The sequence below is a fragment of the Bifidobacterium sp. LH_426 genome, from assembly GCF_056356875.1.
Window position 1 is genome coordinate 38226 of record NZ_JBKEVB010000009.1, and the last position, 26904, is coordinate 65129.

At 66.4% G+C, this 26904-nt stretch carries 26 protein-coding genes, 2 tRNA genes and 1 pseudogene; 12 read left to right on the forward strand and 17 right to left on the reverse strand.

From position 1 onward, the window contains the following. Nucleotides 1-178 precede the first annotated feature (178 nt). The 13 genes from rplS to AC1AYD_RS08825 all read right to left on the reverse strand — a co-directional run bounded on the left by rplS (nucleotide 179) and on the right by AC1AYD_RS08825 (nucleotide 12433). Nucleotides 179-535 (reverse strand): 50S ribosomal protein L19, encoded by a 357-nt coding sequence (gene rplS, locus AC1AYD_RS08765; protein WP_476503060.1) that lies wholly within the window; start codon nucleotides 533-535, stop codon nucleotides 179-181. Nucleotides 536-1414: 879 nt separating this feature from the next. Next, complete coding sequence (locus AC1AYD_RS08770; protein ID WP_476503059.1) at nucleotides 1415-1858, reverse strand: DUF1893 domain-containing protein; 444 nt, start codon at nucleotides 1856-1858, stop codon at nucleotides 1415-1417. Beyond that, nucleotides 1851-2438, reverse strand: a complete 588-nt coding sequence (locus AC1AYD_RS08775) for an ECF transporter S component (protein WP_476503058.1) — start codon at nucleotides 2436-2438, stop codon at nucleotides 1851-1853. The genes AC1AYD_RS08770 and AC1AYD_RS08775 overlap by 8 nt, the downstream gene beginning before the upstream one ends. An 18-nt stretch (nucleotides 2439-2456) precedes the next feature. Beyond that, nucleotides 2457-3380, reverse strand: coding sequence for a DUF362 domain-containing protein (locus AC1AYD_RS08780; RefSeq protein WP_476503057.1), 924 nt, complete (start codon nucleotides 3378-3380; stop codon nucleotides 2457-2459). 175 nt (nucleotides 3381-3555) lie between these two features. Next, nucleotides 3556-5742: a S8 family serine peptidase gene (locus AC1AYD_RS08785; RefSeq protein ID WP_476503056.1), complete on the reverse strand. Its 2187-nt coding sequence runs from the start codon at nucleotides 5740-5742 to the stop codon at nucleotides 3556-3558. Between the two features lie 164 nt (nucleotides 5743-5906). Continuing rightward, nucleotides 5907-6749 carry a hypothetical protein gene (locus AC1AYD_RS08790; RefSeq protein WP_476503055.1) on the reverse strand — a complete coding sequence of 281 codons (843 nt, stop codon included), beginning with the start codon at nucleotides 6747-6749 and terminating at the stop codon, nucleotides 5907-5909. Between the two features lie 158 nt (nucleotides 6750-6907). Next, nucleotides 6908-8608: a glucose-6-phosphate isomerase gene (pgi, locus tag AC1AYD_RS08795; RefSeq protein WP_476533042.1), complete on the reverse strand. Its 1701-nt coding sequence runs from the start codon at nucleotides 8606-8608 to the stop codon at nucleotides 6908-6910. A gap of 188 nt (nucleotides 8609-8796) precedes the next feature. After that, nucleotides 8797-9798, reverse strand: coding sequence for an AEC family transporter (locus AC1AYD_RS08800; RefSeq protein WP_476533043.1), 1002 nt, complete (start codon nucleotides 9796-9798; stop codon nucleotides 8797-8799). Nucleotides 9799-9858: 60 nt separating this feature from the next. Next, nucleotides 9859-9939, reverse strand: a tRNA-Leu gene (locus AC1AYD_RS08805). A gap of 101 nt (nucleotides 9940-10040) precedes the next feature. Then, nucleotides 10041-10116, reverse strand: a tRNA-Thr gene (locus AC1AYD_RS08810). A 99-nt stretch (nucleotides 10117-10215) separates the two neighbouring features. Continuing rightward, nucleotides 10216-10938, reverse strand: coding sequence for a non-canonical purine NTP pyrophosphatase (locus AC1AYD_RS08815; RefSeq protein WP_476533044.1), 723 nt, complete (start codon nucleotides 10936-10938; stop codon nucleotides 10216-10218). Nucleotides 10939-10983: 45 nt separating this feature from the next. Further along, nucleotides 10984-11748 (reverse strand): ribonuclease PH, encoded by a 765-nt coding sequence (rph, locus tag AC1AYD_RS08820; protein ID WP_476533045.1) that lies wholly within the window; start codon nucleotides 11746-11748, stop codon nucleotides 10984-10986. Between the two features lie 58 nt (nucleotides 11749-11806). Then, nucleotides 11807-12433: a Pr6Pr family membrane protein gene (locus AC1AYD_RS08825; RefSeq protein WP_476503050.1), complete on the reverse strand. Its 627-nt coding sequence runs from the start codon at nucleotides 12431-12433 to the stop codon at nucleotides 11807-11809. 303 nt (nucleotides 12434-12736) lie between these two features. Here AC1AYD_RS08825 and AC1AYD_RS08830 point away from each other — a divergent pair, with 303 nt between their 5' ends. Further along, nucleotides 12737-14056, forward strand: a complete 1320-nt coding sequence (locus AC1AYD_RS08830; RefSeq protein ID WP_476503049.1) for a nicotinate phosphoribosyltransferase — start codon at nucleotides 12737-12739, stop codon at nucleotides 14054-14056. A gap of 152 nt (nucleotides 14057-14208) precedes the next feature. Here AC1AYD_RS08830 and AC1AYD_RS08835 read toward each other — a convergent pair whose 3' ends face one another. Beyond that, nucleotides 14209-14640 (reverse strand): MerR family transcriptional regulator, encoded by a 432-nt coding sequence (locus AC1AYD_RS08835; RefSeq protein WP_476503048.1) that lies wholly within the window; start codon nucleotides 14638-14640, stop codon nucleotides 14209-14211. A 159-nt stretch (nucleotides 14641-14799) separates the two neighbouring features. On the opposite strand from AC1AYD_RS08835, the gene AC1AYD_RS08840 reads away from it, so the two are divergent. Continuing rightward, complete coding sequence (locus tag AC1AYD_RS08840) at nucleotides 14800-15810, forward strand: aldo/keto reductase (RefSeq protein WP_476503047.1); 1011 nt, start codon at nucleotides 14800-14802, stop codon at nucleotides 15808-15810. Between the two features lie 230 nt (nucleotides 15811-16040). On the opposite strand, the gene AC1AYD_RS08845 is transcribed toward AC1AYD_RS08840, so the two are convergent. Next, nucleotides 16041-16367, reverse strand: a complete 327-nt coding sequence (locus tag AC1AYD_RS08845; protein WP_476503046.1) for a DUF3039 domain-containing protein — start codon at nucleotides 16365-16367, stop codon at nucleotides 16041-16043. 187 nt (nucleotides 16368-16554) lie between these two features. Between AC1AYD_RS08845 and coaD the strand changes: the two genes are divergently transcribed. The 9 genes from coaD to AC1AYD_RS08890 all read left to right on the forward strand — a co-directional run bounded on the left by coaD (nucleotide 16555) and on the right by AC1AYD_RS08890 (nucleotide 23722). Further along, the gene (coaD, locus tag AC1AYD_RS08850; RefSeq protein WP_476503045.1) at nucleotides 16555-17070 is read left to right on the forward strand and encodes a pantetheine-phosphate adenylyltransferase; all 516 of its coding nucleotides are present in this window, start codon (nucleotides 16555-16557) and stop codon (nucleotides 17068-17070) included. Nucleotides 17071-17284: 214 nt separating this feature from the next. After that, a complete protein-coding gene (locus AC1AYD_RS08855; RefSeq protein ID WP_476503076.1) occupies nucleotides 17285-18142 on the forward strand; it encodes an ATP synthase subunit B family protein in 858 nt (285 codons plus the stop codon). 79 nt (nucleotides 18143-18221) lie between these two features. Next, entirely contained in the window at nucleotides 18222-18833 is a 612-nt protein-coding gene (locus AC1AYD_RS08860; protein ID WP_476503044.1) for a YceD family protein, read from the forward strand. 96 nt (nucleotides 18834-18929) lie between these two features. Further along, entirely contained in the window at nucleotides 18930-19124 is a 195-nt protein-coding gene (gene rpmF / locus AC1AYD_RS08865) for a 50S ribosomal protein L32 (RefSeq protein WP_476503043.1), read from the forward strand. Nucleotides 19125-19303: 179 nt separating this feature from the next. Further along, a complete protein-coding gene (gene rnc / locus AC1AYD_RS08870; protein ID WP_101621811.1) occupies nucleotides 19304-20026 on the forward strand; it encodes a ribonuclease III in 723 nt (240 codons plus the stop codon). A gap of 217 nt (nucleotides 20027-20243) precedes the next feature. Then, nucleotides 20244-22223 carry an acetolactate synthase large subunit gene (locus AC1AYD_RS08875; protein ID WP_476503042.1) on the forward strand — a complete coding sequence of 660 codons (1980 nt, stop codon included), beginning with the start codon at nucleotides 20244-20246 and terminating at the stop codon, nucleotides 22221-22223. A gap of 1 nt (nucleotide 22224) precedes the next feature. Continuing rightward, nucleotides 22225-22782: an acetolactate synthase small subunit gene (gene ilvN, locus AC1AYD_RS08880; protein ID WP_476503041.1), complete on the forward strand. Its 558-nt coding sequence runs from the start codon at nucleotides 22225-22227 to the stop codon at nucleotides 22780-22782. Between the two features lie 186 nt (nucleotides 22783-22968). After that, entirely contained in the window at nucleotides 22969-23307 is a 339-nt protein-coding gene (locus AC1AYD_RS08885; protein ID WP_476503040.1) for a FitA-like ribbon-helix-helix domain-containing protein, read from the forward strand. Next, nucleotides 23288-23722: a PIN domain-containing protein gene (locus AC1AYD_RS08890; protein WP_476503039.1), complete on the forward strand. Its 435-nt coding sequence runs from the start codon at nucleotides 23288-23290 to the stop codon at nucleotides 23720-23722. The genes AC1AYD_RS08885 and AC1AYD_RS08890 overlap by 20 nt, the downstream gene beginning before the upstream one ends. Before the next feature lie 39 nt (nucleotides 23723-23761). On the opposite strand, the gene AC1AYD_RS08895 is transcribed toward AC1AYD_RS08890, so the two are convergent. Continuing rightward, complete coding sequence (locus AC1AYD_RS08895; protein ID WP_476503038.1) at nucleotides 23762-24439, reverse strand: nucleoside/nucleotide kinase family protein; 678 nt, start codon at nucleotides 24437-24439, stop codon at nucleotides 23762-23764. 195 nt (nucleotides 24440-24634) lie between these two features. Between AC1AYD_RS08895 and AC1AYD_RS08900 the strand changes: the two genes are divergently transcribed. Continuing rightward, nucleotides 24635-25852 carry an ROK family protein gene (locus AC1AYD_RS08900; RefSeq protein ID WP_476545009.1) on the forward strand — a complete coding sequence of 406 codons (1218 nt, stop codon included), beginning with the start codon at nucleotides 24635-24637 and terminating at the stop codon, nucleotides 25850-25852. Between the two features lie 13 nt (nucleotides 25853-25865). On the opposite strand, the pseudogene AC1AYD_RS08905 reads toward AC1AYD_RS08900, so the two are convergent. After that, nucleotides 25866-26900: pseudogene (locus AC1AYD_RS08905) on the reverse strand (ATP-binding cassette domain-containing protein); the annotation flags it as partial. Between the last annotated feature and the right edge of the window lie 4 nt (nucleotides 26901-26904).

Consider the following 26904-nt stretch of genomic DNA (forward strand, 5'->3'; position numbering starts at 1 on the left):
CTCCTGTTCCCCGCGAAAACTCCACTCATCGTAATCGGGCGCATGCCCACACGCACGCCGCGGGCGTGACGTGCACCGAACACGCACGGGGATGCGGGAGCCGGAAATACGAAACGGTCCGGAACCGCGGAGGTTCCGGACCGTTCTACGCTTCGAGCGAGTCAGCGACTCAGGCTGCTCACTTGGCGCGACGCTCGACGATACGAGCGGCCTTGCCGCGCAGCGCGCGCAGGTAGTACAGCTTGGCGCGACGGACGCGGCCCAGACGCACGACCTTGATGGAGTCGATGGACGGGGAGTGCAGCGGGAAGCGACGCTCCACACCGGTGCCGAAGCTGATCTTGCGGACCACGAAGGTCTCGCGCACGCCGGCGCCCTGGCGGGCGATCACCACGCCGGTGAAGGTCTGGATACGGGAGTTGTTGCCTTCCTTGATCTTCACGTTCACGTCGACGGTGTCGCCGGGACGGAAGGTCGGGATCTCCTCGGCCGGCTTCATGTGCTTGGCGTCGAAAGCCTCGATGGCGTTGACCATGATTGTTCCTTAGGTGCCGCCGCATATCGGCCACCGGACGGGGCGCGCGCACGACCCGCGGTTCTCTCGCGGGCTCCGGGGACGTATCCGTCTCCCGGCTTCGGTGCACGCACCGATGTTCCTTCCCCGCAGGTCTGCCTGCGAGGGGTGCCGATCCGCCGGAAATCGCGCCCGAGGGCGGCCCGGCTGGACCTCATGCGACAGGGGTTTATGCGGCGACCCCCGCCACGACACAGCAATCTTTAAATCTACTGCAGACTACGGACACTGCTGCACATCGCGAGACCCGAGAACCCGACACGACGCATACGAACATCGCATGATCAGCACACGACGCAGCGCTGCCAGAACAGGGTCCCAGTCAAGCCATAACACAAAGCACGGCACATACCGATAAGGAGAAAGGCAGAACGAGAGGGCATGCATCTCCGGATAAGGAGACACATGCCCTTTTATTTTATATTACAGACCCCATAGATCTGATCATTATTTCAATCCACGCCCCATGAGGAGCGACAATGCAGAGATGCAGCGAGCAACTGCAGAGATACGACGGTCGGAGATTCCGGCACATTCCACATCAACAGCGAGCTTCATATGAACGTGATAGCATTTCGCCTTACGCGCACCCCTGTATGATATTGTTGCTTCGCACCTTGTTTTCACGCCGCTAAGGCAAAACAAGATGAGGAGCAGAATGAGTGAGATAATGAACTGTTGTTCCATTATTCCACTCCTTTCTCCAAAATCTATAATTGGATATTTATTGTTTGCTGCTGGCGGTTTACTTTGGTCGAGCCGACTGCCAGCAGCAAATACTCTATCGTGATGCGACGACTTTCACAACTTCAATGATCAGTGTATACCAACTGGCATACATCACTTGCGCATGAGGCGGGCAACGGCGGCTCGGATGGCGGGTTCGGCGGCGGTCGGGTCGTCGATGTGCTCGACCGATTGCTCGATGGGGCACATGCCGTCTCGCCCGCGGTTGAGGATGACGGGGACCAGCGCGCCGTAGGCGGCTTCGATGCCGTGGGCGCGCAGGGCGGCGAGTCCGGCTTCGCTCATCGTGCACGCCCATACGGCTTTGACTCCAAGGCGAGCGTAGAGCAGGGCGGCGCCCTTGCCCACCACACGGTCGGCGGCGCAGAAGCCTGCGAGGCTGCGGCCTTCGTCGAGCCATATGAGCAACGGGCGCACGCCACGGCCCGTGCCGGTCAGCGTTTCGGTGCGGCCGGCGGCGTCCGTGCGGCAGGCCACACAGCCGAGCGCGCCATCGGCGAGCAGATCGGCGCGGGCGCGAAGACGATCGTCAGTCACGATGACGATCCACGGCGAACATGACCAGCGGGATGAGCACCCATTGGAGCACGAGGCCGGGCAGGCCCGTGCCGACGGCGGCCCATATGCTCGCGACCGACATCTGCGCGTTGCCGAGCAGGAAGACGGCCACGGCGATTGCGAGCGCGTCGACCAGTCGTCCGCCGATCTGGGCGGCGACGAGCTTCGCCAGCCAGCCGAGCGGCAAGGGGACGGCTTCGGGGACGCGCACGCCGCGCAGAAGACCGGCGATCAGGCCGTAGGAGGCGAGTTCGATGACCATGAACGGCACCATCGGAGCCATCGGCATGCCGGTAAGGAGGAAGCTCACGATCGGGGCGAGCGCTCCGGTGACGAGGCCGGCGAACGGACCGGCGAGCAGCCCCACGAGCAGCACAGGCAGGTGCATCGGCAGCAGGGTCTGGCCGATCATCGCGCCGAGCCCCATCGCCGCACCAGCGAGGTGGAAGACCTGCGGCAGGGCGACGGCGGCCACGACGGCGAGCAATGTGGCGACGGATTGAAACTTGATGGATGGCAGCGCGGCGGCGCGGGCCGAAGCGGTGGATTGTGGTCGCATGATGGATTTCCTTTCGATTCAGCGCAAATCGAGGTCGATGAGCTGGTATTCGCGGCTGCCGAGGCCCATTTCGACGGCGTGTTCGATGGTGTGGATGCCGTGGCGCGATTCGATGCGCTCGATCAGCGGCTCCTTGTTGTCGTGCGAGACGTACACCATGTCGACGCACGCCTGGTCGACGGCGACCGGGTCGAGCGAGGCGCAGATGCCGATGTCCGCCATGACGGGCGCGTGCGGATTGCCGTCGCAGTCGCAGTCGACGGACAGGTTGTTCATCACGTTGATGAAGCACATCTCGCCTTTGAGCGTGTTGAACACGGCGGTGGCGGCTTCGGCCATCGCCTCGAGGAACGCGTCCTGGTCGCCGCTGAACGGGTTGGCGAGAATCTCGTCCTGCCCGGAGTGGAGGCGTTTCTTGCCTCGCGAGGAGGCCATGCCGATGGAGATGTTCTTGAGCGCGCCGCCGAAGCCGCCCATCATGTGGCCTTTGAAGTGCGAGAGCACGGCGTAGTAGTCGTAGTTCGGGAAGTGGGAGCCGACGATGTCGGCGGTGATGCGCCTGCCGCCTTCCACGGGGATTTCGATCTCGCCGTCCTCGTCCTGGATGTCGCAGGGGGCGATGTCGAGGAATCCGTGCTCTTTGATGGTCTTCCAATGGTGTTCGGTGGTGTCGCGGGTGCCCGCGTACGCGGTGTTGCATTCGACGATGGTGCCGTCGAGCCGCTGCACGAGGTCCTTGATGAGCGCCGGCTGCAGGTAGTGCGTGTTGCCTCCTTCGCCGGAGCTGAGTTTGACGGCCACCTTGCCCTGCGGTTTCGCGCCGAGCGCCTCGTAGACGCGCATCAGCCCGGCCGGGCTGATGTCGCGCGTGAAGTAGACTTTGGCCGCCATCGGATAGTCGGTCTCGTAGGTTCCGGGTGTTCTGGGCGTCGTCTCCGTCATGTGGTGCCTCCTTGCTGCCGGACGGTCGGTTTCCCGTTTCCAAGGATACTTCGTCCGCGTGAACTCGTTCCCTCACCCCGGCAAAAGAACGATGCCCGGCATCCGTGGGGATGTCGGGCATCGGGTTCATGGCCTACGCCTTGTCGCGTATGACCGGTCCGCGGTCATACGCATCTCACGCGCGCTTGCGGCGCACGGCGAGCGCGGTCGCGACGGCCGCGAGCAGGAGCGCGACGCCGGCGATGCCGGCGACCGTGCTGCCGGTGCTCGACAGCGTCGGCTTGGCGGCGGAGGCGTTCGTCTCGCCCTTGCCGGAGTCGGCCGCGCCGTTCCCGGACGTCGCTCCGGACTGTCCGGTGATGTCGGAACCACTGCCGGTGCCGGGGTTCGGGGTCGGCTCGGGTTCCGGTTCGGCATCCGCCGGGGCGGAGGAGTAGGACACGGACAGCGGCGATGTGGTCTTGCCGTCGAGATCGGTCACCGTGACGGTGACGGCCTGTCCGTCCGTCGAAGCGGACCTGGCCTTCGCGGCCACGGTGCCGAAGTCGACGTCCACGCTGGCGGTCAGCGTGTTGCCGTAGGTCTTCTTCTCGGCGGTCACAGTCTTGGACTGTCCGGCGGTCTCGATCTTCAAGGCCTGCACGGCGCCGGTGGCGGTGGCGCGGATGGTGGCCTTGCCCTTGACGGTCGCGTTCTCGAGCGGGTTCCACGTCGTGCCGCCGTCGGTGGAGTATTCCACGGAGGAGTCGGAGACGTTCGGCTCCGGCTGGTCCTCGGTGACGACGGAGAGCGCGTTCACCAGTCCGGCGCCGCGGTACTCCTTGCCGGCGTCCGCGGACGGGTCGGCGAGCTGGCCGTAGTTCTCCTTGGCCTGCTTCTTCATGAGGTCGAGCACCTGGGCGGGCGTGTAGTCGGGGTGGACGCCCTTGATGAGGGCGGCGACGCCGGCCGCGTGCGGGGACGCCATCGAGGTGCCGCTGTAGTAGGCGTAGTTGGCCTTGTCGAGATCGGGGTCGACGGTCGAGGCAATATTCACGCCCGGAGCGGCCACGTCGATGCTGTTCTTGCCGTAGTTGGAGAAGGAGGCGCGCGAGTAGCTGCCGAGCTTGCCCCAATCGGTCTCGCCGACCGCGGAGACGGTCACGACGCCGGGCAGGGACGCCGGGATGTCGACGCCGTTCTTCACGTCACGGTTCTTGATGATGGTCTTGCCGTCCGGATCGCCTTCGACGTCGTTCGGGCTGCCGTTGTCGGGGGACGGGTCGTCGAGGTTCTGGTCGGAGTTGCCGGCGGCGGCGACGTTGGTCACACCCTTGGACGTGGCGTAGGCGACGGCGCGGCGCACGGCCTCGTAGCCGGCGGTCTGCGTCGGATCGGACGGCACCCAGTACTCCCACGGATCGGAGTAGTAGCTGTTGTTCGTCACGTCGATGCCCTTGTCCGCGGACCAGGCGAAGCCGCAGGTCACGTACTCCGGGTACAGGAAGCCGCCGTCGTTCATGGCCTTGATGGCCGCGATCTTGACGGTCGGGACGACGCCGTCGACGCCGATGCCGTTGGAGGCGGCCGCGATGGTGCCGGCCACGTGCGTGCCGTGCGAGCTGGCGGTCGGCATCCACGGCTTGTCGCCGTTCGCCTTGGTCGCCTGCGTGGCGATGCCGTTCGTGGAGCAGTCCACGGAGAGCGAATCATCGATCTGGCTGGTGCCGTCGGTGTTCTTGAAGTCGGCATGGCGGTAGTCGACGCCGGAGTCGATGACGCCGACGGTCACGGGCGCGAGCGAGACGCCCTTGGCCTTCAGCGTCTCGTTGGCCTTGTCCGCGCCGAGCGCAAGCACGCCCCATGCCTTGTCGGCGGTGGTGTACGGGTCGTTCTGCAGCGACTCCTCCTTGGCGAACTGGCTGTTCGCGTCCATGCGGTTCAGCGAGAACGTGCTCGCGCCATCCTTGGCGGCGCCCTTGTCGACCACGTCCTCGTTGCCGGTCACCCGCGCCTGGCGGGTGGTGCCGACCGAGTCGATGGCGATGCCGTCGGCGGTGGCCTTCTCGGCATAATCCTTGGCGAAGCTCTTCGACTTGGCCTGCACGAAGAACGTGCCGAACTGCGGGTACTGGGCCAGCGCCACGACGTCGCCCATACCCTCCGCCTCGGCGACGGCGGCCTTGATCTGGGCCTCGCCGGAGCCTTCGGGCAGGTTCACCGCGTAGTTGCGGGCCGCATCGGACTGCTCGACCGGCGAGTACACCGGGGTCGCGTCGGCGGCGTGCGCCGTGGAGGCGACGCCCATGGCGCCGCACGACAGCGCCATGGCGAACGCGGCGCATGCGGTCGCGAACTTCCTGGTCAGCGCAAAGTGCTGCATGACTTTCCTCTCTTCCAATCCGTGCATAACGCACAAGCGGACCGCCCCACGTATGTGGACGCGATCCGCGATGACAAGAGGCACTCTATGAAAGTCGTGTTACGATGCGGCGGAACGACCGCATCGTGGAATCGGAAGGCTCCGACCGGCCGGACGCCCGGCGCTCACAGCAGCCAGTTGGTGGCGCAGGAGGCGAGGAACACGGCCAGTCCGAACCACATGACCGGCACCATGCCCATGCCGAGCCACGAGTACGCACCCGGCTTCTCCAGCGCGTTCCAGCGTTTCGTGGAGACGCGCAGCAGCACGACGGCCGCCACGACGAGCACGATGAACACCGTCCATCCGACGGAGGACGCGGCCTCGGGCTTCGACATGTCCGAGTACATGGCGGGCAGGAAAATCCACGAGGCACCGCACAGCGTGGTGAACCCGGCGGTGATGCCGACGCGCGTGTAGCCGTCGTCCCTGCCCTTGCCCCGCTGGAGGTTGTTCCACAGGAACGACGCGGCGACGACGAGCGCGGCTGCGATCGCCAGATACGCGGCCCAACGGATGTAGGTCACGTCCGTGTAGAACTCGCTGGGCAGCACGACGATCGCGGAGACCACGAACGTGGCGGCGGCCACGGCGCGCCCGAACACGGCCTGCGAATCGTCGCCGCCGAACGGCCAGCCGACGATGAGCAGCATCGTGGCGGACATGGCGAGCATGCCGGAACCCATGATGCCGCCGGGAGTCAGCACGCCGAGCGTATAGACGATGCCGAAGAACAGCGCATAGGCGACGAGCTGGGTGATGACGACGGTGAACTCGCCGTGCACGGTCATGCCGAAGCCGGGCCGACCGTTACGCCCGTCCCGGCCGCCACCGGCGCGCCGTGCCGGTTCCGGCGCGCCGGAGCGCGGCCGTTCGCGGCGTTCGCGCGTCTGCGATGCGTCGGCGCGGCCGCCCCGCGCATTGCGGCGTGCGGCCTTGCGTTTCCTCTGCGAATTGCTTGCCACCATGTATCTCCTGTCTCTCCTTGGCGCCGATGGCGCTTTCGTCGTATACGGATGATGCCCGGCGCCTCTTCGACGCCGGGCATCATCATGCGTTCCGATTCGGGACCGATGTCTCATCGGCCCCGTCCCCGCCCGGCTTCGCCGGAATCGGGTTCACGGAATCAGAACTCGCGGTTCTTGCGGTAGAACTCGATCAGGGACTTCGTGGAGGCATCCTGGGCGGCGAGGGCCTCGTCGTCCTTGGAGATCGCCGGGGTGATCTGCTTGGCGAGCTGCTTGCCGAGCTCGACGCCCCACTGGTCGTAGGAGTCGAGGCCCCACACGGTGCCCTCGACGAAGGTGATGTGCTCGTACAGGGCGATGAGCTCGCCGAGCGCGAACGGGGTCAGGGCCACACCGAAGATGGAGGTGGTCGGACGGTTGCCGGTGAACACGCGGGCCGGGACGATCTCCTCCGGCGTGCCCTCGGCGCGCACCTCGTCGGCGGTCTTGCCGAACGCGAGCGCCTTGGTCTGCGCGAAGTAGTTACCGAGGAACAGCTCGTGCACGTCCTGGTCGCCGTCCTTGGTCGGGTTCGGCGTGTTGACGAACGCGATGAAGTCGGCCGGGATGAGCTGGGTGCCCTGGTGGATCAGCTGGTAGAAGGCGTGCTGGCCGTTGGTGCCCGGCTCGCCCCAGAAGATCTCGCCGGTCTCGGTGGTGACGGGGGTGCCGTCCCAGCGCACGGACTTGCCGTTGGACTCCATGGTGAGCTGCTGCAGGTAGGCCGGGAAGCGGTGCAGGTACTGGTCGTACGGCAGCACGGCGTGGGAGGCGGCCTTGAAGAAGTTGCGGTACCAGACGTTGAGCATGCCGAGCAGCACGACGACGTTCTTCTCGAACGGCGTGTTGGCGAAGTACTCGTCGATCTCGTGGAAGCCGTGCAGGAACTCCTCGAAGCGGGCCGGGCCGAAGACGACGGCCAGGGAGGTGCCGACGGCGGAGTCGACGGAGTAGCGGCCGCCGACCCAGTTCCAGAAGCCGAACGCGTTGGCCGGGTCGATGCCGAACTCCTCGACCTTCTCCAGGTTGGTGGAGACGGCGACGAAGTGCTTCTTGATGGCCTCGGCCTTCTGGGCCTCGTCGTTGTCGGAGATGGCGCCGTTGGCGACCAGCTCCTCGAGCAGCCAGGTGCGGGCCTCGCGGGCGTTGGTCAGGGTCTCCAGCGTGGTGAAGGTCTTGGAGACGATGATGAACAGGGTGGTCTCCGGATCGAGGCCCTTGGTCTTCTCGGCCAGGTCGTTCGGGTCGATGTTGGAGATGTAGCGGGCGGAGATGCCGGCGTCCGCGTACGGCTTGAGCGCCTCGTACGCCATGACGGGGCCCAGGTCGGAGCCGCCGATGCCGATGTTGACGACGGTCTCGATCTTGCGGCCGGTCACGCCGGTCCACTTGCCGGAACGCACGTCGTCGGCGAAGGCGTAGATCTTGTCGAGGGTCTCGCGCACGTCCTTGACGGTGTCCTGGCCGTCGACGATGTACTTGCCCTCGTCCTCGACCGGGCGGCGCAGCGCGGTGTGCAGGACGGCGCGGTCCTCGGTGTTGTTGATGTGGACGCCGCTGTACATGGCCTTGATGCGCTCGTCAAGCTTGACTTCCTTGGCGAGGTGGACGAACAGCTGGAGGGTCTCCGGCTTGATGAGGTTCTTGGACAGGTCGAAGTGCAGGTCGCCGGCGTCGAAGCTCAGCTCCTTGACACGGTCGGAGTCTTCGGCGAACCACTTCTTGAGGCTGATGCCCTCGGCCTGAAGCTCGTCGTAGTGCTTCTGCAGGGCGACCCACGCCGGGGTGGTGGTGGCGTCAACGGGCGGATTGATGGCCATAGGATTCCATTCCTTTCATCATTGATTGGAGACGGCGTGCGGGCCGCTTGCATCTCGGTCCGCCTACCGTTCCGTATCACGCAACAGAATACTCACAAAAGCGGACACAAGAACACAAAAAGAACACGCGGCTACGCGCCGGCGACGTAGCGGTGAACGGAAAGGTGGAGACAGGACGCGGCGGGACGTCACACACCCATCAGCGCGTGGGCGACGGCCATCATCACGAGGGCGATGATCGCGGTGAACGCGAGCGAGAAGCCGGCGAGCTTCGCGTTGCCGAGCACCTTGTCGGTGAACAGCGTGGAGAAGATCGCGATCGGCGCGAGCACGCAGATCACCAGCACCGCGCGGATCTCCGCAGTGAACGGCAGCAGGAACCAAGCGACCGCCGCGAACACGACGGCGAACGGCAGGCGCCAGGCGACCACGGCCAGCACCTCCTTGACGTCGTGGCGGTCGCGCGGCAGGTCCATGAGCATGCCGACCATGAACATCGAGCAGAACGCGTTCGCGCCGCTCAACGGCTGCATGACGGTCGCGATCCAGCCGGGGATCTGGACGTGCGCGACCATGAGCACGATCATCAGCATGTAGGTGTCGAACGGCACGGAGCCGAAGAAGCTCTTGAACACGTTCTTGGCGAAGGCGCGCCGGGCGAGTCGCCTCGCGTCCCGGTCCTTCGGCTTCTCGTACGGCAGAGTGGGCGCGCTGCCCGCATGCTGTTCGGCGAGCGTCTTGCCCGGCTGGATGTGCAGCAGCTGCTGGGTCATCACGTTCGTGCCGGCCGCGACCATGATGCAGTTGCCGATGTCGAACATGGCGGCCGGCACCACCGCGCCCGCGCCCCAGAACGAGGTGACGACCGGGAAGCAGAAGCAGCCGAGGTTGAAGCCGGCGCCGTTGAGCATGAGAAACGCGCGGTCGGTCACGTTGCGCCGGCGCGTGGTCAGGTAGATGAGGACGGGCGGGATGAGCGCGCAGAAGAACGCGAACACGCTGATCCACAGATAGCTCACGTCGTGCGGGTTCGTGGCGAACGAGTAGACGATGGCGCCCGGCAGCACGACGTTGAACTCGGCCGTCTGGATGACGCGGTAGTCCTTCGCGCCGAACAGCCCGAAGCGCTTGAACAGGTATCCGGCCAGGATGATGAGCAGCAGCGAGGCCGGGCCGAGTATCGCCGTCATGGTTCCCTCCCCACCCCGCGGCCGTGCGAGCGACGGATTGGACGGGGCCCGGGGATTTCGTGCGCGAGATGGGACTCGAACCCACACGTCCGAAGACACAGGAACCTAAATCCTGCGCGGCTACCATTACGCCACTCGCGCGCAAGAAGACAATCTATCAGTCGGCTGGGAAAACGGGGCACGGCACCGGAAGACGGACGGGGAAACGAAAAACCCGGATTCGGCGAACCGAATCCGGGTGCTGGAGCCACTTGTCAGAATCGAACTGACGACCTGCTCATTACGAGTGAGCCGCTCTACCGACTGAGCTAAAGTGGCTTTGCGCTTGGGAAGCATTCGCTACCCATGCACAAGAGAAAAAGTATAGGGGCCGTCGCGCAAAACGCAACCCGGCGTGTCGCGCGCCGCATCCCCGCGCTACCGCAGCAGCGCCTCGATGGCCGGCACGAGCGCCTTCAGCGCCTTGCCGCGGTGGGAGATCGCGTTCTTCTCGGCCGGCGTCATCTCGGCACTGGTCAGCGGCTCGCCCTCATGGTCGGGGTCGTCGCTGGTGCGTCCCGGCTGGTCGTCGGGCACGAAGATCGGGTCGTAGCCGAAGCCATGCTCGCCGCGGACCTTGCGGATGATGCGTCCGGGCATCTCCCCCACCTCGACCGTCTCGGAGACGATCTCGTGATGGGCGGCGAGCGCGGCCGCATCCCCGGCGGCCACGGCGTCGCCGCCGGTCGCGTCCACCGCGTCGCCGGGCACGACGAGCGCGGCGGCGCAACGGAAGCGCGCGGTGCGCTTGTCGTCCGGGATGTCCTCGATCTGGGCGAGCAGGAGCGCATTGTTGGCCTTGTCGTGGCCGTGCGCGCCGGCCCAGCGCGCGGAGAGGATGCCGGGGGCGGCACCCATCACGTCGACGATGAGGCCGGAGTCGTCGGCGATGGCGGCCAGTCCGGTGCGGCGGGCCACATCGCGGGCCTTGAGCAGCGCGTTCTCCTGGAAGGTGACGCCGGTCTCGACCGGATCGGGCAGGTGCAGCGAGCCGGCGGAGACGAGCTCCACCTGCGCCGCGTCGTCGCCCAGATCCTCGGCGAGAATGCGGCGGATCTCCACGAGTTTGCCTTCGTTGTGCGTGGCTACCACGAGTTTCATGCTGGTTCCTTCGTTCGGTGGGTCTGGTCGGTTCGTCGGATCGTCTCAGTCGAGGGCGAGCGCGGCGCGCTGGGCGGCCTGCAGCTCCTTGTTGCCCTTTTCGGCGAGATCGAGCAGCGTGCCGAGTTCGGCGCGCGTGAACGGGCGGTGTTCGGCGGTGCCCTGCAGCTCGATGAATTCGCCGTGGCCGGTCATGGCGACGTTCATGTCGGTCATGGCCTGACTGTCCTCCACGTACGGCAGGTCGAGCATCGGCGTGCCGTTGATGACGCCGACGGAGACGGCGGAGACGACGTCCTTGATCGCCTTGTCGGCGGACTTGATGTGGTGGTTGCGTTCCGCCCAGTTCAGGGCGTCGACGAGCGCGACGTACGCGCCGGTCACGGATGCGGTGCGCGTGCCGCCGTCGGCCTGGAGCACGTCGCAGTCGAGCTGGATCTGGTTCTCGCCGAGCGCCTTCATGTCGATGACGCCCCTCAGGCAGCGGCCGATGAGGCGGCTGATCTCGTGCGTGCGGCCGCCGATCTTGCCTTTGACGGACTCGCGGTCGGTGCGCTCCTTGGTGGCGCGCGGCAGCATCGCGTATTCGGCGGTCACCCAGCCGAGTCCGGAGTCCTTGCGCCAGCGGGGCACGCCCGGGGTGAACGTGGCGGTGCACATGACGCGCGTGTTGCCGCATTCGATGAGCACGGAGCCCTCCGGCGCGTCGGTGAAGTGGCGGGTGATGCGCACGGGACGCAGTTCGTCGACCTTGCGTCCGTCCTGACGGGTGATGGAGCGATTGCCCAGCATGTCTGTGATTTCAACCATGATGCCCAGCCTACCCCACTTGGCCGGAACGGGCTCGTCTCCCGAGGACCGTCCGCTTTCAGCCGAGCAGCTGCCGCTCAGGCAGGATGCGGTCGACGACGAACACGATGAGGCTCAACGCAAGGAACCCTAGGGCGAGTTTGCCGCAGTTGACGCCGAACTGCGGCCATCCGAGCGCGGTCGGGTCGATGAACGCGTACGGGTACGGGCTGCCGCCGGCCGCCGGGCCCGATGTGGGGAACATGGCGGCGCGCACGAGCACGAACGCGAGGTACGCGGGAAAGTAGATGAGCCACGAGAACATGTAGTGCCACTGGAACCGGCGATGCGGGTCGAAGAGCACGAAGTCGACGACCGCCATGATCGGCGCGACGCGGTGCAGCCACGTGTTCGTCATCAATCCGAGCACCTGCGGCACGTAGGCGGGGTCGTCGGGCGGCATGAGCAGGAACGCGACCACGGCGGTGACGATCGCGTACAGGGTGAGGCACCCCTTCAGCCAGGCGGGCGGCTGGATGCCCTTCAGGATCGTGGCCGCGCCGGCCCACAGCATCACGAATCCGAGCGCGAATCCGGTCTGGAACGTGAAGTATGTCCAGTATTCGGGCCTATGCCACGCCTCGTAGGTGCCGACGAAGCACATGCCGGCGATCGCCAGCCGCCACAATCCCGCGAAGAATCTCATATCCCCCAGTGTACGCGGCCGTCCTTTCCCGCCCATCCCTCACCCCGCCTCCTTCACCCCTACCCCGCCCACTCCCATGGTGCGGTAAATCTCCCATGGTGCGGTTTCACGAATCCGCCATTTTCCAACGAAAATCGCCTACCGCACCATGAGCGTTTACCGCACCATGGGAGGTTGGCGGCCCTAGGCGGGGACCTGGGCGGGACCTGGGCGGGGACTGGCGCACCGTGGGCGACGGCGAGTAGGCTGGTTGGCAACGAAAACAACGAGAACAGCGGTACCCCAACGGGCAAAGGAGAGAACATGGATTATTCACCGGCGTTGATGACCGACATGTACGAGTACACGATGCTGGACGCGTGCCTCAAGGACGGCACCGCGAACCGCAAGTGCGTGTTCGAGGTGTTCACCCGCCACCTGCCCGTCGGCCGCCGCTACGGCGTGGTCGCCGGCACCGGCCGCATCCTCGACGCGCTCGAGCGCTTCCATCTCGACGACGAGGACCTGCGCTTCCTCGCCGACCGGCACGTGGTGAGCCCCGAGACCATCAAGTGGCTGGAGGACTTCCACTTCTCCGGCTCGATCAAGGGCTACCGCGAAGGCGAGATGTTCTTCCCGAACTCGCCGATCCTGGAGATCGAGGGCACGTTCGGCGAATGCACGCTGCTGGAGACGCTCGTGCTGTCCATCCTCAACTACGATTCGGCGGTCGCCTCCGCCGCCTCCCGCATGGTCTCCGCCGCGAAGGACCGCCCGTGCATGGACATGGGCGGACGCCGCACGAACGAATGGTCGGCCGTGGCCGCCGCCCGCGCCGCCGTGGTCGGCGGATTCAAGGGCACGGCGAACCTGCTCGCCGCCCAGATGTACGGGCTCAAGGCGATCGGCACCGCCGCCCACTGCTTCACACTCGTGCACGACAACGAGCGTCAGGCGTTCGAATCGCAGATCGCCGCGCTCGGCAAGAACACGACGCTGCTCGTCGACACGTACAACATCGAGGAGGCCGTGAAGACGGCCGTCGAAGTGGCCGGACCGGAGCTCGGCGGCGTGCGCATCGACTCGGGCGACCTCGCCCTGATGGCGCAGCGCGTGCGCAACCAGCTGGACGCGCTGGGGGCGACGAACACGAAGATCACCGTCACCAACGACCTCGACGAGTACGCGCTCGCCGCGCTCCAGACCGCGCCGGTCGACTCGTACGGCGTGGGCACGATGCTCGTCACCGGTTCGGGTGCGCCCACCTGCGCGATGGTGTACAAGCTCACCGAACGCGAGGGCGCGGACGGCACGATGCAGACGGTCGCGAAGAAGTCGAAGAACAAGGCGACCGTGCCGGGCAGGAAGCTCGCCTACCGCTCCTACGAGTACAATCTCGCCGACGTGGAGCACGTGGTCTCCGGCTCCGAGGACCAGCTCGCCGCGTTCACGCCGGAGGAAGGGTGGAAGGACCTGCTCGTGCCGTTCGTCGACCACGGCGAGATCGACCACCAGTGGCAGGGCCACGACGCGATCGTCAACGCGCACGAATACCGCGCGAAGGCCCTCGCCGAACTTCCCATCGCCGCCCAGAGCCTCATGCGCGGCGACCCGGTGATTCCGACTGAGATCACGGTTCTGTAGAACCGCGACTCGGTAGGAATCCTTCGCGATTGCCTATAGCGCAATCGCTCACTTCGCCTACGGACACCCCACCGGGGTGTCCGTTTCACGGCTCAGCTACTGAGATCACCGTTCTGTAGAACGGCGACTCAGTCCTGTAGAACCGGACCGGCTCAGCAGTCGATGGTGTAGACGCGGGTCTTGTAGTCCTTCCAGTCGGGCAACCCCTCCCCCGCGTCGAGCGCGCGCTTGATGTCGCCGTAGTAGTGCAGTTTGCGCTGCACGTGCATCGCGGCCTCGTCGAGCGCACGCCGCTGCTCGTCGAGCGTCTTCCGGCGCGATTCGAGCAGGTCGAGGATTTCGTCGATATGCGCCGGCTCGTCCTGTTCGTAGGCGAAGAACCGTTTCAGGTCCTCGATGGTCATGCCCGCGTTCTTGAAGCAGCAGATGGCGCGCAGCCGGTTGATGTGGCACTCCTCGTATTCGCGGCGTCCGGCCGCGTCACGCCCCACGTTCGTGAGCAGCCCCTGGTCCTCGTAGTACCTCAGCGTGGAGGTCTGCATGTGGAAGCGTTCCGCCACCTCGCGAATCGTGTACGTCGCCATGTCGTCCCGTTCCTTTCCGTTTTCGCCGTCGCGCGTCATCGCGGCGCCGCGCCGTCGCGCGACACGCCGCGGACGCCGACTTGCGTTCAAGTCTACTTGAATTGCGACGATGATTGCGTAACCACGGAACATTCACGGAAACACACGCAAGGAGCATCGATGCTGGAAGCGACCACCACCTACACGCCGGCCGAAGACCGCTACGACCACATGACCTACAACCGTTGCGGGGCCTCCGGCCTCAAACTGCCGGCCGTCTCGCTCGGATTCTGGCACAACTTCGGCGACCTGACGTCGTTCGAGCATATGAAGCAGCTCGTGTTCACCGCGTTCGACAACGGCATCACGCACTTCGACCTGGCCAACAACTACGGCCCCGAACCCGGCCAGGCCGAGAAGAACTGCGGGCTGCTGCTGAACAAGTACTTCAAGGCCCACCGCGACGAGCTCATCGTCTCCACGAAGGCCGGCTACGAGATGTGGACGGGCCCCTACGGCGACCACGGCTCGCGCAAGTACCTCATCGCCTCGCTCGACCAGTCCCTGACCCGCCTCGGCCTCGACTACGTGGACATCTTCTACCACCACCGCCCGGACCCGGACACCCCGCTCGAGGAGACGATGGGCGCGCTCGCCCAGATCGTGAACTCCGGCAAGGCGCTGTACGTCGGCCTGTCCAACTACGACGGCCCGACGATGGAGAAGGCGGCGGCAATCCTTGACGAACTGCACGTGCCGTTCGTCATCAACCAGAACCGCTACAACATCTTCGACCGCACGATCGAGCGGAACGGACTCAAAGACACGGCCAAGCGCCTCGGCAAGGGACTCATCACCTTCTCGCCGCTCGCGCAGGGCCTGCTCACGAACCGCTACCTCGACGGCGTGCCGGCCGACAGCCGCATCGCCCTCGACCCGCGCTTCCTCAAGGACTCCGCGCTCACCCCGGAACGCCTCCAGCAAATCCGCGAGCTCAACGACATCGCGATCGCCCGCGGCCAGACGCTCGCCGAGATGAGCCTCGCCTGGCTGCTGCACGACGGCGTCGTCACCTCCGTGCTCGCCGGCGCCTCGAAGCCGCAGCAGATCCTCGACAACATCGGCGCGCTCAAGAACACCACGTTCAGCGACGAGGAACTCGCCAAGATCGACGAGATCTCGCTGCGATAGCCGCAAGGAAAAGGAATCGGCCTTCGGCCGATACGATGTTTTCGCGGCCTTCCAGCCGCGGACTTCTCTCCCTCCGTCAGCCTTCGGCTGACACCTCCCTCGTCAGAGGGAGGCTTTCCGGCCCCCTCTGACGAGGGGGCTCCCGGCGAAGCCGGGTGGGGGAGAGACTGCGGCCGGAAGGCCACAAATGAATCGTATCGGCCGAAGGCCGATTCAATTCCCAGGCCGTCTCACCAGCCGCGCATCTCGTCATAGATGCGCTTGCAGTCGGGGCAGACCGGGTACTTGGACGGGTCGTGCTTGGGCACCCACACCTTGCCGCACAGCGCGACCACCGGGCGGCCGGTCATCTGCGATTCGGCGATGCGGTCGCGCGAGACGTAGTGCGCGAAACGGTCCGCGTCGCCGTCGTCGGAGCGGCTGGTCTCCTCCTTCTCCTCCGGGCGTTCAAGCACCGCGGTGCCGGTGCCGGCATCCGGGTCGGACAGCGGCGACGACGTGTCCGCGTCGAGGAATGCGGCGGGAATCCTGTCATCGTTCAGATCATCGTTCATCATGGCGACCTCCTGCATGGCCATTTTGGGCTTATGTCGGGCTTATATACTGCCCACCATCATAGTTGCCGTCATCGCGCATGGACGTCATCGCGCATAACCGCCGCCGTCGCACACGCCCACCGCCGCCGCATCCGCATCGTCGCGCCCTCCCGCACGCTGGCGGCGCGACGCGGTAGGCTAGTGAACCATGACCATAGCAGTGTGCCCCGGCTCGTACGACCCCGTGACCGCCGGACATCTTGACGTAATCGAACGCAGTGCGCGCTTCTTCGAGGAAGTGCATGTGGTGGTGGCGGTGAACGCGGCGAAGACGCCGATGTTCCCCACCGAGACCCGTGTCGACATCATCCGCCGCGCCCTCGCCAAAGACGGCTGCGCGAACGTCGTCGTCGCCTCCACGGACGGCCTCATCACCGACTATTGTCGTCAGGTGGGTGCCACCGTAATCGTGAAGGGACTGCGGCAGAACGGCGACTACGAGGCGGAACTCGGCATGGCGCTCGTGAACCGCAAGATCGGCGACGTGGAGACCGTCTTCCTTCCCGCCGACCCGGTGCTCGAGCACATCTCCAGCTCCATCGTCAAGGACGTGGCGCGTCACGGCGGCGACGTGACCGGCATGGTGCCCGACTGCGTGGTGCCGATGCTCACCGAGGCGCTGTCGCGGGAGGCGGCCGCGCGCAAGGCACGCGCCGGGGCGTGACGGCCGCGCACGCGACGGCCGCCGACAATCGTGGGCGCGCGGGAAGCGCGTCGAAGGAAAGGAACGCATCATGACCGATGCAACGCAAGACGACAACCAGGAGGGCGCGGACGGCGCCGAGGCGCGTCCGGAAGGCTATGTGGACCTCACGGCGCAGCCTGCCGCGCCCGCGCCGGCGGGCGACGGCGGCTCCGCACCCGTGACGTTCGAGCCGATGATCGCGCCGCCGGCACCGTCCGATGCGGGCGCGGCAGGCGAGGCCACGCTCGCGCCTCCCGCGCCGTCGCCTGTCCCGTCACCCGCTCCGGCGGCCGTCCCGGCGCCGCCGGAAGGCGCGACGCAGGCCGCGCCCGGCTCCGCCACCGTCGCCGCGCCGACGATTCCGGCGGACGGCGACGGTGCGGACGGTTCCGCCGGCGACGGGAGCGACGCGGGCGACGACGAACGCGTGCTCAAGTCGCCGTTCCCGCTGCCCGACCTGCGCGAGGGCGACGACGATGACGACGACATCGACGCCAGCCGCGACGAGTTCACCACCGTCTACGACATCATCGACCGGCTGGAGGCCGTGCTGGAGGAGGCGAAGGGCAGCATCTTCTTCCCCGACCAGGTGAAGATCGACCGCGCCGAGTTCGCCGGTCAGCTGAGCGACCTGAAGAAGATGCTCCCGGTGCAGCTGGAACGCGCCTCCGCGCTCATGCGCGAGGCGGAACGCCGGCTGGAGGGCGCGCAGACGCAGGCGAACGCGATCGTCGCCTCCGCGCAGAGCCGTGCCGCCGACATCGTCAAGGAGGCGAACGAGCAGGCGCAGTTCCTCGCCGGGCAGGAGAACGTCACCGAGATCGCGCGGCAGAAGGCGCGCACGATCCTCAACACGGCGCAGACGAAGGCCGACCGGCTCACGCGCGGCGCCGACGAGTACTCGACGAAGGTGATGGAGTCGCTGCGATCCCAGCTCGCGAAGATGAGCGGCGACGTGGACGCCGGGCTCAACGTGCTCTACGAGCGCCGCAAGTCGGCGGGCGAGCAGATGCCGCACCTCGACATCAGCGACTACCCCGAGTCGCGCTGACCGGCGGATGCTCCCGGACAGACCGAACGTCAACAAACACGTCAACAGACACAGACACACCGAAAGAAAGGCTTGGACCATGTCCCGTCCCGAAGATTCCCCGTGGGCCGTTTCCGTCGCGCAGGTCGCGTCGCGCGCCGGCCAGTCGAAGGCCGTCGACGCCGACTTCCCCGCGCCGAGCGGCATCGGCGACGAGGTGATCGGCGTCGAGGAGGGCGCGCCGGTGCACGTCGCCGGCTCGTTCGACTCGATCGTCGACGGCCTCATCCTCACCGCGCGCGTCACCGCGCCCGTGCACGCCGAGTGCACGCGCTGCCTCAAGCCGATCAGGCGCGACTGGGGCGTGGACGTGACCGCGTTCTTCCCCTACGAATCCGAGCGCGACGCGAACCGCGGCCGCGACGACGGCAAGGGCGAGGTGGATATCATCGCCGGCGAGGAGGAGTCGGAGGACACGTACCCGCTGCTCCAGGGCGGAGCGTTCGCCGATCTCGAGGCGCTGCTGCGCGACACGCTCGTCGAGAAGCTGCCGCTGCAGCCGCTGTGCCGCGAGGACTGCAAGGGCCTGTGCTCGCAGTGCGGCGTCGACCTGAACGAGCACCCGGACCACCACCACGAGACCACCGACATCCGCTTCGCCGGACTCGCCGCGCTGAAGGCGCAGCTGGAGGCCGACGGACAAGGCGAGTGACGACACGCGGCGGCGTGCGCACCGTCTTTGTACAGGCGGTGCGTTACAGTACTGAACGCTTAAGCTCAATGTTCGAACGAAACAGAGGATACTGAAATGGCACTGCCTAAGTACAAGACCTCGCGCGCCAACACGCACTCGCGTCGCGCGAACTGGAAGGCGACCGCTACGGCGACCGTGACTTGCCCGAACTGCGGCGAGCCGGCCCTGCCGCACATGGCCTGCCCGAGCTGCGGTTCCTTCCGCGGCCGCATCTACCGTGAGGCCATCCGCCCCGGTCACGCCAAGTGATCATCGCGGCATAGCCACGAATAACGGCATGAAGAAAGCCCTGCCATCGACGGGTGGCGGGGCTTTCGCATAGCTGCACGCCGTTTTCATGCGGCCGTTTTCATGCGGCCGTTTTCATGCGGCCGTCCGCAAACGGCCTGAAGGACAGCGAAATCCCCAAGGACATCAAGGAGCATATGATGACCGAAACCACATCCACCCGCACCGCCGGCCCGTCCGACGCGGCGAACGAACTGCTGGAGCGTCTGGGCACGACGATCAGCCCCGACCTGCTCGTGCAGGCGCTCACCCACCGTTCCTTCGCGCACGAGCACCCCGGCGTCAAGCACTACGAGCGTCTCGAGTTCCTCGGCGACGCCGTGCTCGAACTCGTCGCCACCGAGACCCTCTTCCGTGTCCACCCGGACATGACCGAAGGCCAGTTGGCGAAGATGAGGGCCAAGGCGGTGAGCGAGGAGGCGCTGAGCGCGATCGCCCGCACCAAGCTGCACGTCGAGCCGTACATCCTGCTCGGCCGCGGCGAGGCGGCGCAGGGCGGCGCCTCGAAGAGCTCGATCCTGTGCGACATCGTCGAATCGCTGATTGGCGCGACGTTCGTCGAACACGGCATCGACGGCGCGCGCGAGGTCGTGCACCGTCTCGTCGACGATACGCTCGCCGAGGTCGCGACCGAAGGCCCGGCGCTCGACTGGAAGACCTCGCTGACGGTGAAGGCGCACGAGCTCGGCAGACCGGAGCCCGTCTACCACATGTCCGTCTCCGGACCGGAATACGCGCAGGTGTTCACCGCGCGCGTCACGCTCGGCGACGACGAGACGGTGCTCGGCACCGCGCGCGGCTCCAGCAAGCGCAAGGCGCAGCTGGCCGCGGCGGAGATCGCCTGGCACAAGCTGTCCGACTGATTCCGTCGCCTCGGACGCGCGGAACACACGCGTCCGGGGCGACGCGCGTTCCGCCCATTGGGCCATGTCTCGCAAACATCCACGGAACGCATAGACTGGTAACACGCGCGAAAGCCGGCCACGACCCGGCTTTCCATGCAACGGGGCCGCCTGCGGTTCGGGTCACACGCCCGGAGAAGGGCGGCCATGGACCAGTAAGTGAAGTGTGAGAGGGATTATGGCTTTACCCACGCCTTTGCAGGCTTTCAGCGGCGTGCCCAAAACGCCCGTGAGCGACAAGCAGACCATCGTCGACGGTGAGAAGATGACCGGCGCGCAGGCGCTGGTCCGTTCGCTGGAGGATCTCGGCGTCACCGACGTGTTCGGCATCCCGGGCGGGGCCATCCTGCCCGTCTACCATCAGATCAACGACGACCTGAAGTTCCGGTTCATCCTGATGCGCCACGAGCAGGCCGCCGGCCACGCCGCGGAAGGCTACGCGATCGCCACCGGCAAGGTGGGCGTGTGCATCGTCACGTCCGGTCCGGGTGCCACGAACGTGGTCACCGCCATCGCCGATGCGAACATGGACTCCGTGCCGATGGTCGTCATCACCGGCCAGGTGGGCGTCAACGCGATCGGCACCGACGCGTTCCAGGAGGCCGACATCGTCGGCATGACCTACCCGGTCTCCAAGCACTCGTACCTCGTCACCCGCGCGCAGGACATCCCGCGCGTGCTCGCCGAGGCGTTCCACGTGGCCGCCACCGGCCGCCCCGGCCCGGTCGTCGTGGACCTCACGAAGACCGCGCAGGTCGGCGACATGTATTACTCGTGGCCGCAGCGCATGATCCTGCCCGGCTACAACCCGACGACGAAGGCGCACGGCCGCGTGCTGTCCGACGCGGCGAAGCTGTTCAACCAGTCGTACCGCCCGGTGCTGTACGTCGGCGGCGGCGCGATGCGCTCCAACGCCGGCGCGCAGGTGAAGCGTCTCGCGGAACTCACCGACTCCCCGATCGTCACCACGCTGCCGGCACGCGGCATCGTGCCCGACTCCGACCCGCACAACCTCGGCATGCTCGGCATGCACGGCACGGTGGCGGCCACCGGCGCCGTGCAGCGCTGCGACCTGCTCGTCGCGATCGGCGCACGCTTCGACGACCGCGTGACCGGCAAGCTCGACGCGTTCGCGCCCGGCGCGCGCGTCATCCACATCGACATCGATCCGGCGGAGATCGGCAAGAACCGCACGCCGGACGTGCCGATCGTCGGCGACGTGGCGACCGTGCTCGACGACCTCATCCCGGAGATCGAACGCGCGCAGGCAATCACGCCGAAGCCGAACCACAAGCCGTGGTGGGACCGCATCGCCTACTGGCGCAAGCAGTACCCGATGACGTGGGACGAACCGACCGACGGCTCGCTCGCCCCGCAGTGGGTCGTCAAGACCCTCTCCGACATGGCCGCCCCGTCCACGATCTGGGTGACCGGCGTGGGCCAGCACCAGATGTGGGCGTCCCAGTTCATCGACTTCGAGAACCCGAAGTCGTGGATCTCCTCCGGCGGCCTCGGCACGATGGGCTACGGCCTGCCGGCCGCGATCGGCGCGTCCGTGGGCTCGGCCCGCGAGTTCGACGGCAGGAAGCCGGTGTGGCTCATCGACGGCGACGGCTCGTTCCAGATGACCAGCGAGGAGCTGGCGGCCGCGTTCTTCGCGCGCACGCCGGTGAAGATCGCGCTGCTCAACAACTCCGTGTACGGCATGGTCCGCCAGTGGCAGACCCTGTTCTACGACCACCACTACTCGCAGACGAACCTGCTCGACGGCGAGGCGCACGGCGCCGAGGGCGACGCGCAGGCTGCCGCCGGCGAGCTGCCGCTCGAGGTGCCGGACTTCGTGAAGCTGGCCGAGGCCTACGGCTGCGTCGCGTTCCGCGTGTTCACCGAGGAGGAGGCCCGCGAGGCCATCGAGAAGGCGAACGCAATCGACGACCGTCCGGTGCTCATCGACTTCCGCGTGTGGAAGGACGCGATGGTGTGGCCGATGGTCGCCGCCGGCGCGTCGAACGACGAGGTGACGTACAAGCCGGGCGTCAAGCCCCTGCTGGACGACACCGAGGGCGACGCGTACGTGAACGCCGCCGAGGAGGCCCGCGAGGCCGCCGCCGGCGCCGATACCGCGACCGCCGCCGCGTCGGATGGAAAGGAGAACTGACATGCCCGCGAACTATCCTGCTTCCAAGCCCGGTTCCGAACGCCATACGCTGTCCGTGCTGGTCGAGAACCGACCGGGCGTGCTGGCGCGCATCGCGGGGCTTTTCGCTCGCCGCGCGTTCAACATCAACTCGCTGTCCGTCTCCCCCACCGAGCGCCCGGACATCTCGCGCGTGACCGTCACGGCCGACGTGGAGGCCGTGCCGCTCGAGCAGATCATCAAGCAGCTCAACAAGCTGCTGCACGTGCTGAAGATCGTCGAACTCGAACCGAACACCACGGTGGAGCGCGAGCTCGTGCTCATCAAGGTGGCCGCCGACGAGTCCAACCGTTCCGACGTGCTCGAGATCGTGCGCCTGTTCCGCGTGCGCGTCGTCGACGTGAACCCGGAGTCGCTCACCATCGAGGCGACCGGTGCAGAAGGCAAGATCGACGCGTTGCTGGGCCTGCTGGAGCATTACGGCGTGATCGAACTGGTCCGCTCCGGCGCGGTCGCCGTGACCCGCGGCCCGAAGGCGCTGAGCGAGAAGGTCCTCGGCTCGGAGATCACCGGCCGCTGAGTTCAGTCATCGGCCTGCCGCCGATTGGGTGACCCACGCATAGGGGACATAGGGGGTTTGGGAGTGTCGCGAGACATTCCCAAACCCCCTTTTCCTTGGCATTCATCTGCTAGCATTGTGCTTGCATATATGACTGCATCATGACAGCACGAGGGGCTGCCATGACGAAACGGCGAGGAGGCGACGATGAGCACGAGCGAGGCGACCGGCACCATCACAGTCCGCAAGGTGCCCGCGGACTGTCTGGCCACGCTGAAGAAGATGGCGAAGGACAACAACCGCTCGATGGAGGCGGAGGTGCGTTCGCTGCTGGAGGACTGCACCACCGAGTATCTGGCGCACCGCATCACCACCTCCGCCGATCTCGTGGCGGAAATGCAGCGTCTGCTCGATGGCGAAGGCCTCGGACCGGACGAGGAGCTGTGCCCGCCGCGCAATACCTACGATTTCGGGCCACGTTCCGTAGACCTCGGCCTTGGAGACGACGATGACGATTGCGGGGACGATGATGATCACCGTCCTTGACACCAACGTCATCAGCGAAGTCACCAGCAGAAGTCCCATGAACGTCAACGTCCGCGATTGGGTCATATCACAACGCCTTCAGACCCTTCACACCACAAGTATCACCATCGCCGAGCTGCTGTATGGCATCGCCCTGCTGCCGGAATCACGCAGGAAGGAGACACTCAAACAGACCACGTCGGCGATCATCGACAACTTCCGGCAGCGGACACTGCCTTTCGATACCGCAGCCGCATCATATTACGCCGCCATCGTCGCCACACGACGGGCATCAGGGCACCCCATAGGCATGCAGGACGCGATGATCGCGGCGATTGCGCGGGCGCACGGCGCGGCCGTGGCGACGCGCAACGTCAAGGATTTCGAGGGCACCGGGGTCACACTCGTCAATCCGTGGGAGCACGGCCGCCGGTAGCGCGCGGGCACCGGCGGCGCACCACACCGCCCCGTCCGCTCACAGGTCGAGCGGCGGCAGGGAGACGGTCGCGTCGGCGCGGTCGCGGCAGGCGGCGATGCGGCGGGCGTTGACCTCGTCGACCTCCATGACCCACGTGCGCGCCCGCTCCGGAGTCTTGCCGAACCTGATATGGCGTTCGACGAGTCGCTCGCGGCGCAGCTCGTCGTCGACGTCGACGTACCAGACCTCGGTCATGGCCGCGCGCACGTCCTGCCACGCGTCGGCCTCATCGAGCAGGTAGTTGCCTTCGGTGACGACGAGGCGCGTCCACGGGAACACGGGAATCGCACCGGCGAGCGGCTGCTCCAGGTCACGCTCGAACATCGGGGCGTAGATGACGCCGTCCTCGCCCTCGTGGATGCGGCGCAGCAGGGAGCGGTAGCCACGCGCGTCGAACGTGTCAATCGCGCCCTTGCGCTCCAGACGGCCCAGACGCCTGAGTTCGACGTCGGCCAGATGGTAGCCGTCCATCGGCACCCATGCGGCGAAATGGTCCTTCGGCTCGGCATCGCCGCCGGGCACGCCTTCTGCGAACGCCTCGGCGAGGAGCTGCGCGAGCGTGGACTTGCCGGCGCCCGGCGCGCCCACGATGCCGAGGATCACGCGCTCATGGGTTGCGAGCAGCTGGGCGACGCGGGACTTGGCTTCTTCGAAATCTGCGATATGGACAGTCATCGTCGTTTCCTCCTGTGGAATGTGCGGGTTGCGGCATCCGCATGTGTTTGCCTTGGAGTGCCCCGGAAGCTTCACCGCCTTCCATTGCTCTCCTTGTAGTACATAAATGTACCATAGTTTTGTATAGTGCTATACAAAATAGAAGCAATTATTGTGAAGATATTGTCAATACAGTGATGCGCTATGCTAACTGATATGAATAAGCCCGTGGAACAACCCGAACTCGGTGACGGCGCCGTCGAACTCCTCACCCAACTGCGCACGCGAGGCCCGATGACGCGCAGCGAGATCGGCGCGGCGACCGGATGGGCGCGTCCGACCGTGAACAGACGCATCGAGGAATTGGAATCGATCGGCATCGTCCGACCACTCTCCATGCCCAGCCGAACCGGCGGACGCCCGGCACAGGGATTCACGTTCGATCCGTCATGCGCGGTCATCCTCGCCATCGACATCGCCACCACGGTCACCACGATCGCCCTGTGCGATCTCGCCGGCGTGCCGACCGCGGTCCGGACCATCGGGACCGGCGCCGAGGACGAACCGGAGCATGCGCTCGATCTGATCGAGACGGCGGCGGACGCGCTGCTGGCCGACACCGGCGATGACGGCGCCACCGGCCCGTATCGTCTGTGCGCGGGCTCCATCGCCGTGACCACACGCGTCGAGACCGCCACCGGCAACATCATCCAGGCGCCGGTGATGCGCCACTGGGAGAACCATAATCTGCGCGACCACTTCTCCGCGCGCTACCACGTGCCGGCGTTCGTCGAGAACGACGCCAACGTGCGCGCCCTGTGCAAGGCGCACCGGATGGCCGCCGACGGCGAGCGCATGGTCGCCGACCTGCTGTACATCCACGCGGGTATGGGATTGGGTGCGGGCATCGTCTCGAACGGCGAGATCATGCACGGCGCGTTCGGCGGCGCAGGCGATATCGGCCACATCCACGTGTTCGGCGCGACCGGCGCGGAAAGCCCATGCCGATGCGGCAATCTCGGCTGCGTGGAGGCCACCGCGGGCGGCTGGGCCGTATTGGAGGCGCTGCAGGATGCCGGCGAACCGGCGCGCACACTGGCGGACGTGGTCGATCTCGCCGCGCATGGCGATGTCGAGACGGTGCGGCTGGTCCGTCAGGCGGGACGTCTGATCGGCGATGTGGTCTCCGCCTGCGTCAACATGCTCAATCCGTCGTGCATCGTGGTCGGTGGGGAGCTGTCCCATTGCGGCGAACTGCTGATGAGCGGTGTGCGCGAGCGCGTATGGGCCCGCGCGCAGCCGCTTGCCGCCGCGCCGCTGCGCATCGAATCCTGCGACGACGAGGCGCGGGCGGGCATCGTCGGATTGGCCTACGCGGCCATCGACCAGGGATTGACGTCCGCGGAGTTTCTGCGGAGGCTCGCCCGAGACTGACCGCCCGCCCCGACTACTGTTCGAGCTGTTCGGAGAGTTCCATCCATTCGGTTTCAAGCGCGTCGGATTCGTCGGTGACGGCCTGCAATTGCTCGTTGAGCTTGTTGAGCCCCTCGTAATCACTCGGATCGTGCGCGGCCATCTGCGCTTCGAGCTCGGACTTGCTCTCCTCCAGCTTGGCGAGCTTGCGTTCGATGGCGGCCACGCGCTTCGAAGCCTCGTGGAACGCCTTGCCGGTGAGCTTCGGGGCGGCGGCTGCGTCCTCGGCTCCCTCGACGGCGCTACCCCCTCCGTCGCGTGGCGACACCTCCCCCTGCAAGGGGGAGGAAGAGGTGCTCTTCCGTCCGCTCTTGCCGCCGGTGCCGGCGAAACCGGGCGTGTCCTCGGGCAGCCCCTTGCCGTTCTTCAGGCTCTCGACCATGTCGAGGTAGTCCTGCACGCCGCCGGGCAGATGGCGCACCTTGCCGCCGATCAGCGCGAACTGCTGGTCGGTGACGCGTTCGAGCAGGTAGCGGTCGTGGGAGACGACGATGAGCGTGCCCGGCCACGTGTCGAGCAGGTCCTCCATCACGGCGAGCATGTCGGTGTCGAGATCGTTGCCGGGCTCGTCCATGATGAGCACGTTCGGCTCGTCGAGCAGGATGAGCAGCAGCTGCATACGGCGCTTCTGACCGCCGGACAGGTCACGGATCGGGGTCATCAGCTGCGCCGACTCGAAGCCGAGACGCTCCATGAGCTGGCCGGGCGTGACCTCCTTGCCGTCGACGATGTAGCTCGGCTTGTAGCGCGACAGCACTTCCTTGATCTTGTACTTGCCGAGCTTCTCCAGTTCGTCGAGACGCTGCGAGAGCACGGCGAAACGCACGGTCTTGCCGATGTTCACGCGGCCCACGGTCGGCGTGAGCGTGCCGTCGATGAGCTTGAGCAGCGTGGACTTGCCGGCGCCGTTCGCGCCGACGATGCCGAAACGGTCGCCGGGGCCGATGAGCCATGTCACGTCGTCGAGGATCTCACGGCCGGAGACGGTCACCTTGCGCGCGGCGGACGTGCCG

What these genes read in the sequence shown, in the direction of transcription:
- AC1AYD_RS08785 (WP_476503056.1), bottom strand. Translation starts at nt 5,742, where the DNA reads ATGCAGCACTTTGCGCTGACCAGGAAGTTCGCGACCGCATGCGCCGCG.
- AC1AYD_RS08815 (WP_476533044.1), bottom strand. Translation starts at nt 10,938, where the DNA reads ATGAAACTCGTGGTAGCCACGCACAACGAAGGCAAACTCGTGGAGATC.
- AC1AYD_RS08790 (WP_476503055.1), bottom strand. Translation starts at nt 6,749, where the DNA reads ATGGTGGCAAGCAATTCGCAGAGGAAACGCAAGGCCGCACGCCGCAAT.
- ilvN (WP_476503041.1), top strand. Translation starts at nt 22,225, where the DNA reads ATGCCCGCGAACTATCCTGCTTCCAAGCCCGGTTCCGAACGCCATACG.
- AC1AYD_RS08900 (WP_476545009.1), top strand. Translation starts at nt 24,635, where the DNA reads ATGAATAAGCCCGTGGAACAACCCGAACTCGGTGACGGCGCCGTCGAA.
- AC1AYD_RS08800 (WP_476533043.1), bottom strand. Translation starts at nt 9,798, where the DNA reads ATGACGGCGATACTCGGCCCGGCCTCGCTGCTGCTCATCATCCTGGCC.
- rnc (WP_101621811.1), top strand. Translation starts at nt 19,304, where the DNA reads ATGACCGAAACCACATCCACCCGCACCGCCGGCCCGTCCGACGCGGCG.
- AC1AYD_RS08775 (WP_476503058.1), bottom strand. Translation starts at nt 2,438, where the DNA reads ATGCGACCACAATCCACCGCTTCGGCCCGCGCCGCCGCGCTGCCATCC.
- coaD (WP_476503045.1), top strand. Translation starts at nt 16,555, where the DNA reads ATGACCATAGCAGTGTGCCCCGGCTCGTACGACCCCGTGACCGCCGGA.
- AC1AYD_RS08845 (WP_476503046.1), bottom strand. Translation starts at nt 16,367, where the DNA reads ATGATGAACGATGATCTGAACGATGACAGGATTCCCGCCGCATTCCTC.
- rplS (WP_476503060.1), bottom strand. Translation starts at nt 535, where the DNA reads ATGGTCAACGCCATCGAGGCTTTCGACGCCAAGCACATGAAGCCGGCC.
- AC1AYD_RS08835 (WP_476503048.1), bottom strand. Translation starts at nt 14,640, where the DNA reads ATGGCGACGTACACGATTCGCGAGGTGGCGGAACGCTTCCACATGCAG.
- AC1AYD_RS08855 (WP_476503076.1), top strand. Translation starts at nt 17,285, where the DNA reads ATGATCGCGCCGCCGGCACCGTCCGATGCGGGCGCGGCAGGCGAGGCC.
- AC1AYD_RS08875 (WP_476503042.1), top strand. Translation starts at nt 20,244, where the DNA reads ATGGCTTTACCCACGCCTTTGCAGGCTTTCAGCGGCGTGCCCAAAACG.
- rpmF (WP_476503043.1), top strand. Translation starts at nt 18,930, where the DNA reads ATGGCACTGCCTAAGTACAAGACCTCGCGCGCCAACACGCACTCGCGT.
- AC1AYD_RS08825 (WP_476503050.1), bottom strand. Translation starts at nt 12,433, where the DNA reads ATGAGATTCTTCGCGGGATTGTGGCGGCTGGCGATCGCCGGCATGTGC.
- AC1AYD_RS08895 (WP_476503038.1), bottom strand. Translation starts at nt 24,439, where the DNA reads ATGACTGTCCATATCGCAGATTTCGAAGAAGCCAAGTCCCGCGTCGCC.
- AC1AYD_RS08830 (WP_476503049.1), top strand. Translation starts at nt 12,737, where the DNA reads ATGGATTATTCACCGGCGTTGATGACCGACATGTACGAGTACACGATG.
- rph (WP_476533045.1), bottom strand. Translation starts at nt 11,748, where the DNA reads ATGGTTGAAATCACAGACATGCTGGGCAATCGCTCCATCACCCGTCAG.
- AC1AYD_RS08885 (WP_476503040.1), top strand. Translation starts at nt 22,969, where the DNA reads ATGAGCACGAGCGAGGCGACCGGCACCATCACAGTCCGCAAGGTGCCC.
- AC1AYD_RS08890 (WP_476503039.1), top strand. Translation starts at nt 23,288, where the DNA reads ATGATGATCACCGTCCTTGACACCAACGTCATCAGCGAAGTCACCAGC.
- AC1AYD_RS08840 (WP_476503047.1), top strand. Translation starts at nt 14,800, where the DNA reads ATGCTGGAAGCGACCACCACCTACACGCCGGCCGAAGACCGCTACGAC.
- AC1AYD_RS08860 (WP_476503044.1), top strand. Translation starts at nt 18,222, where the DNA reads ATGTCCCGTCCCGAAGATTCCCCGTGGGCCGTTTCCGTCGCGCAGGTC.
- pgi (WP_476533042.1), bottom strand. Translation starts at nt 8,608, where the DNA reads ATGGCCATCAATCCGCCCGTTGACGCCACCACCACCCCGGCGTGGGTC.
- AC1AYD_RS08780 (WP_476503057.1), bottom strand. Translation starts at nt 3,380, where the DNA reads ATGACGGAGACGACGCCCAGAACACCCGGAACCTACGAGACCGACTAT.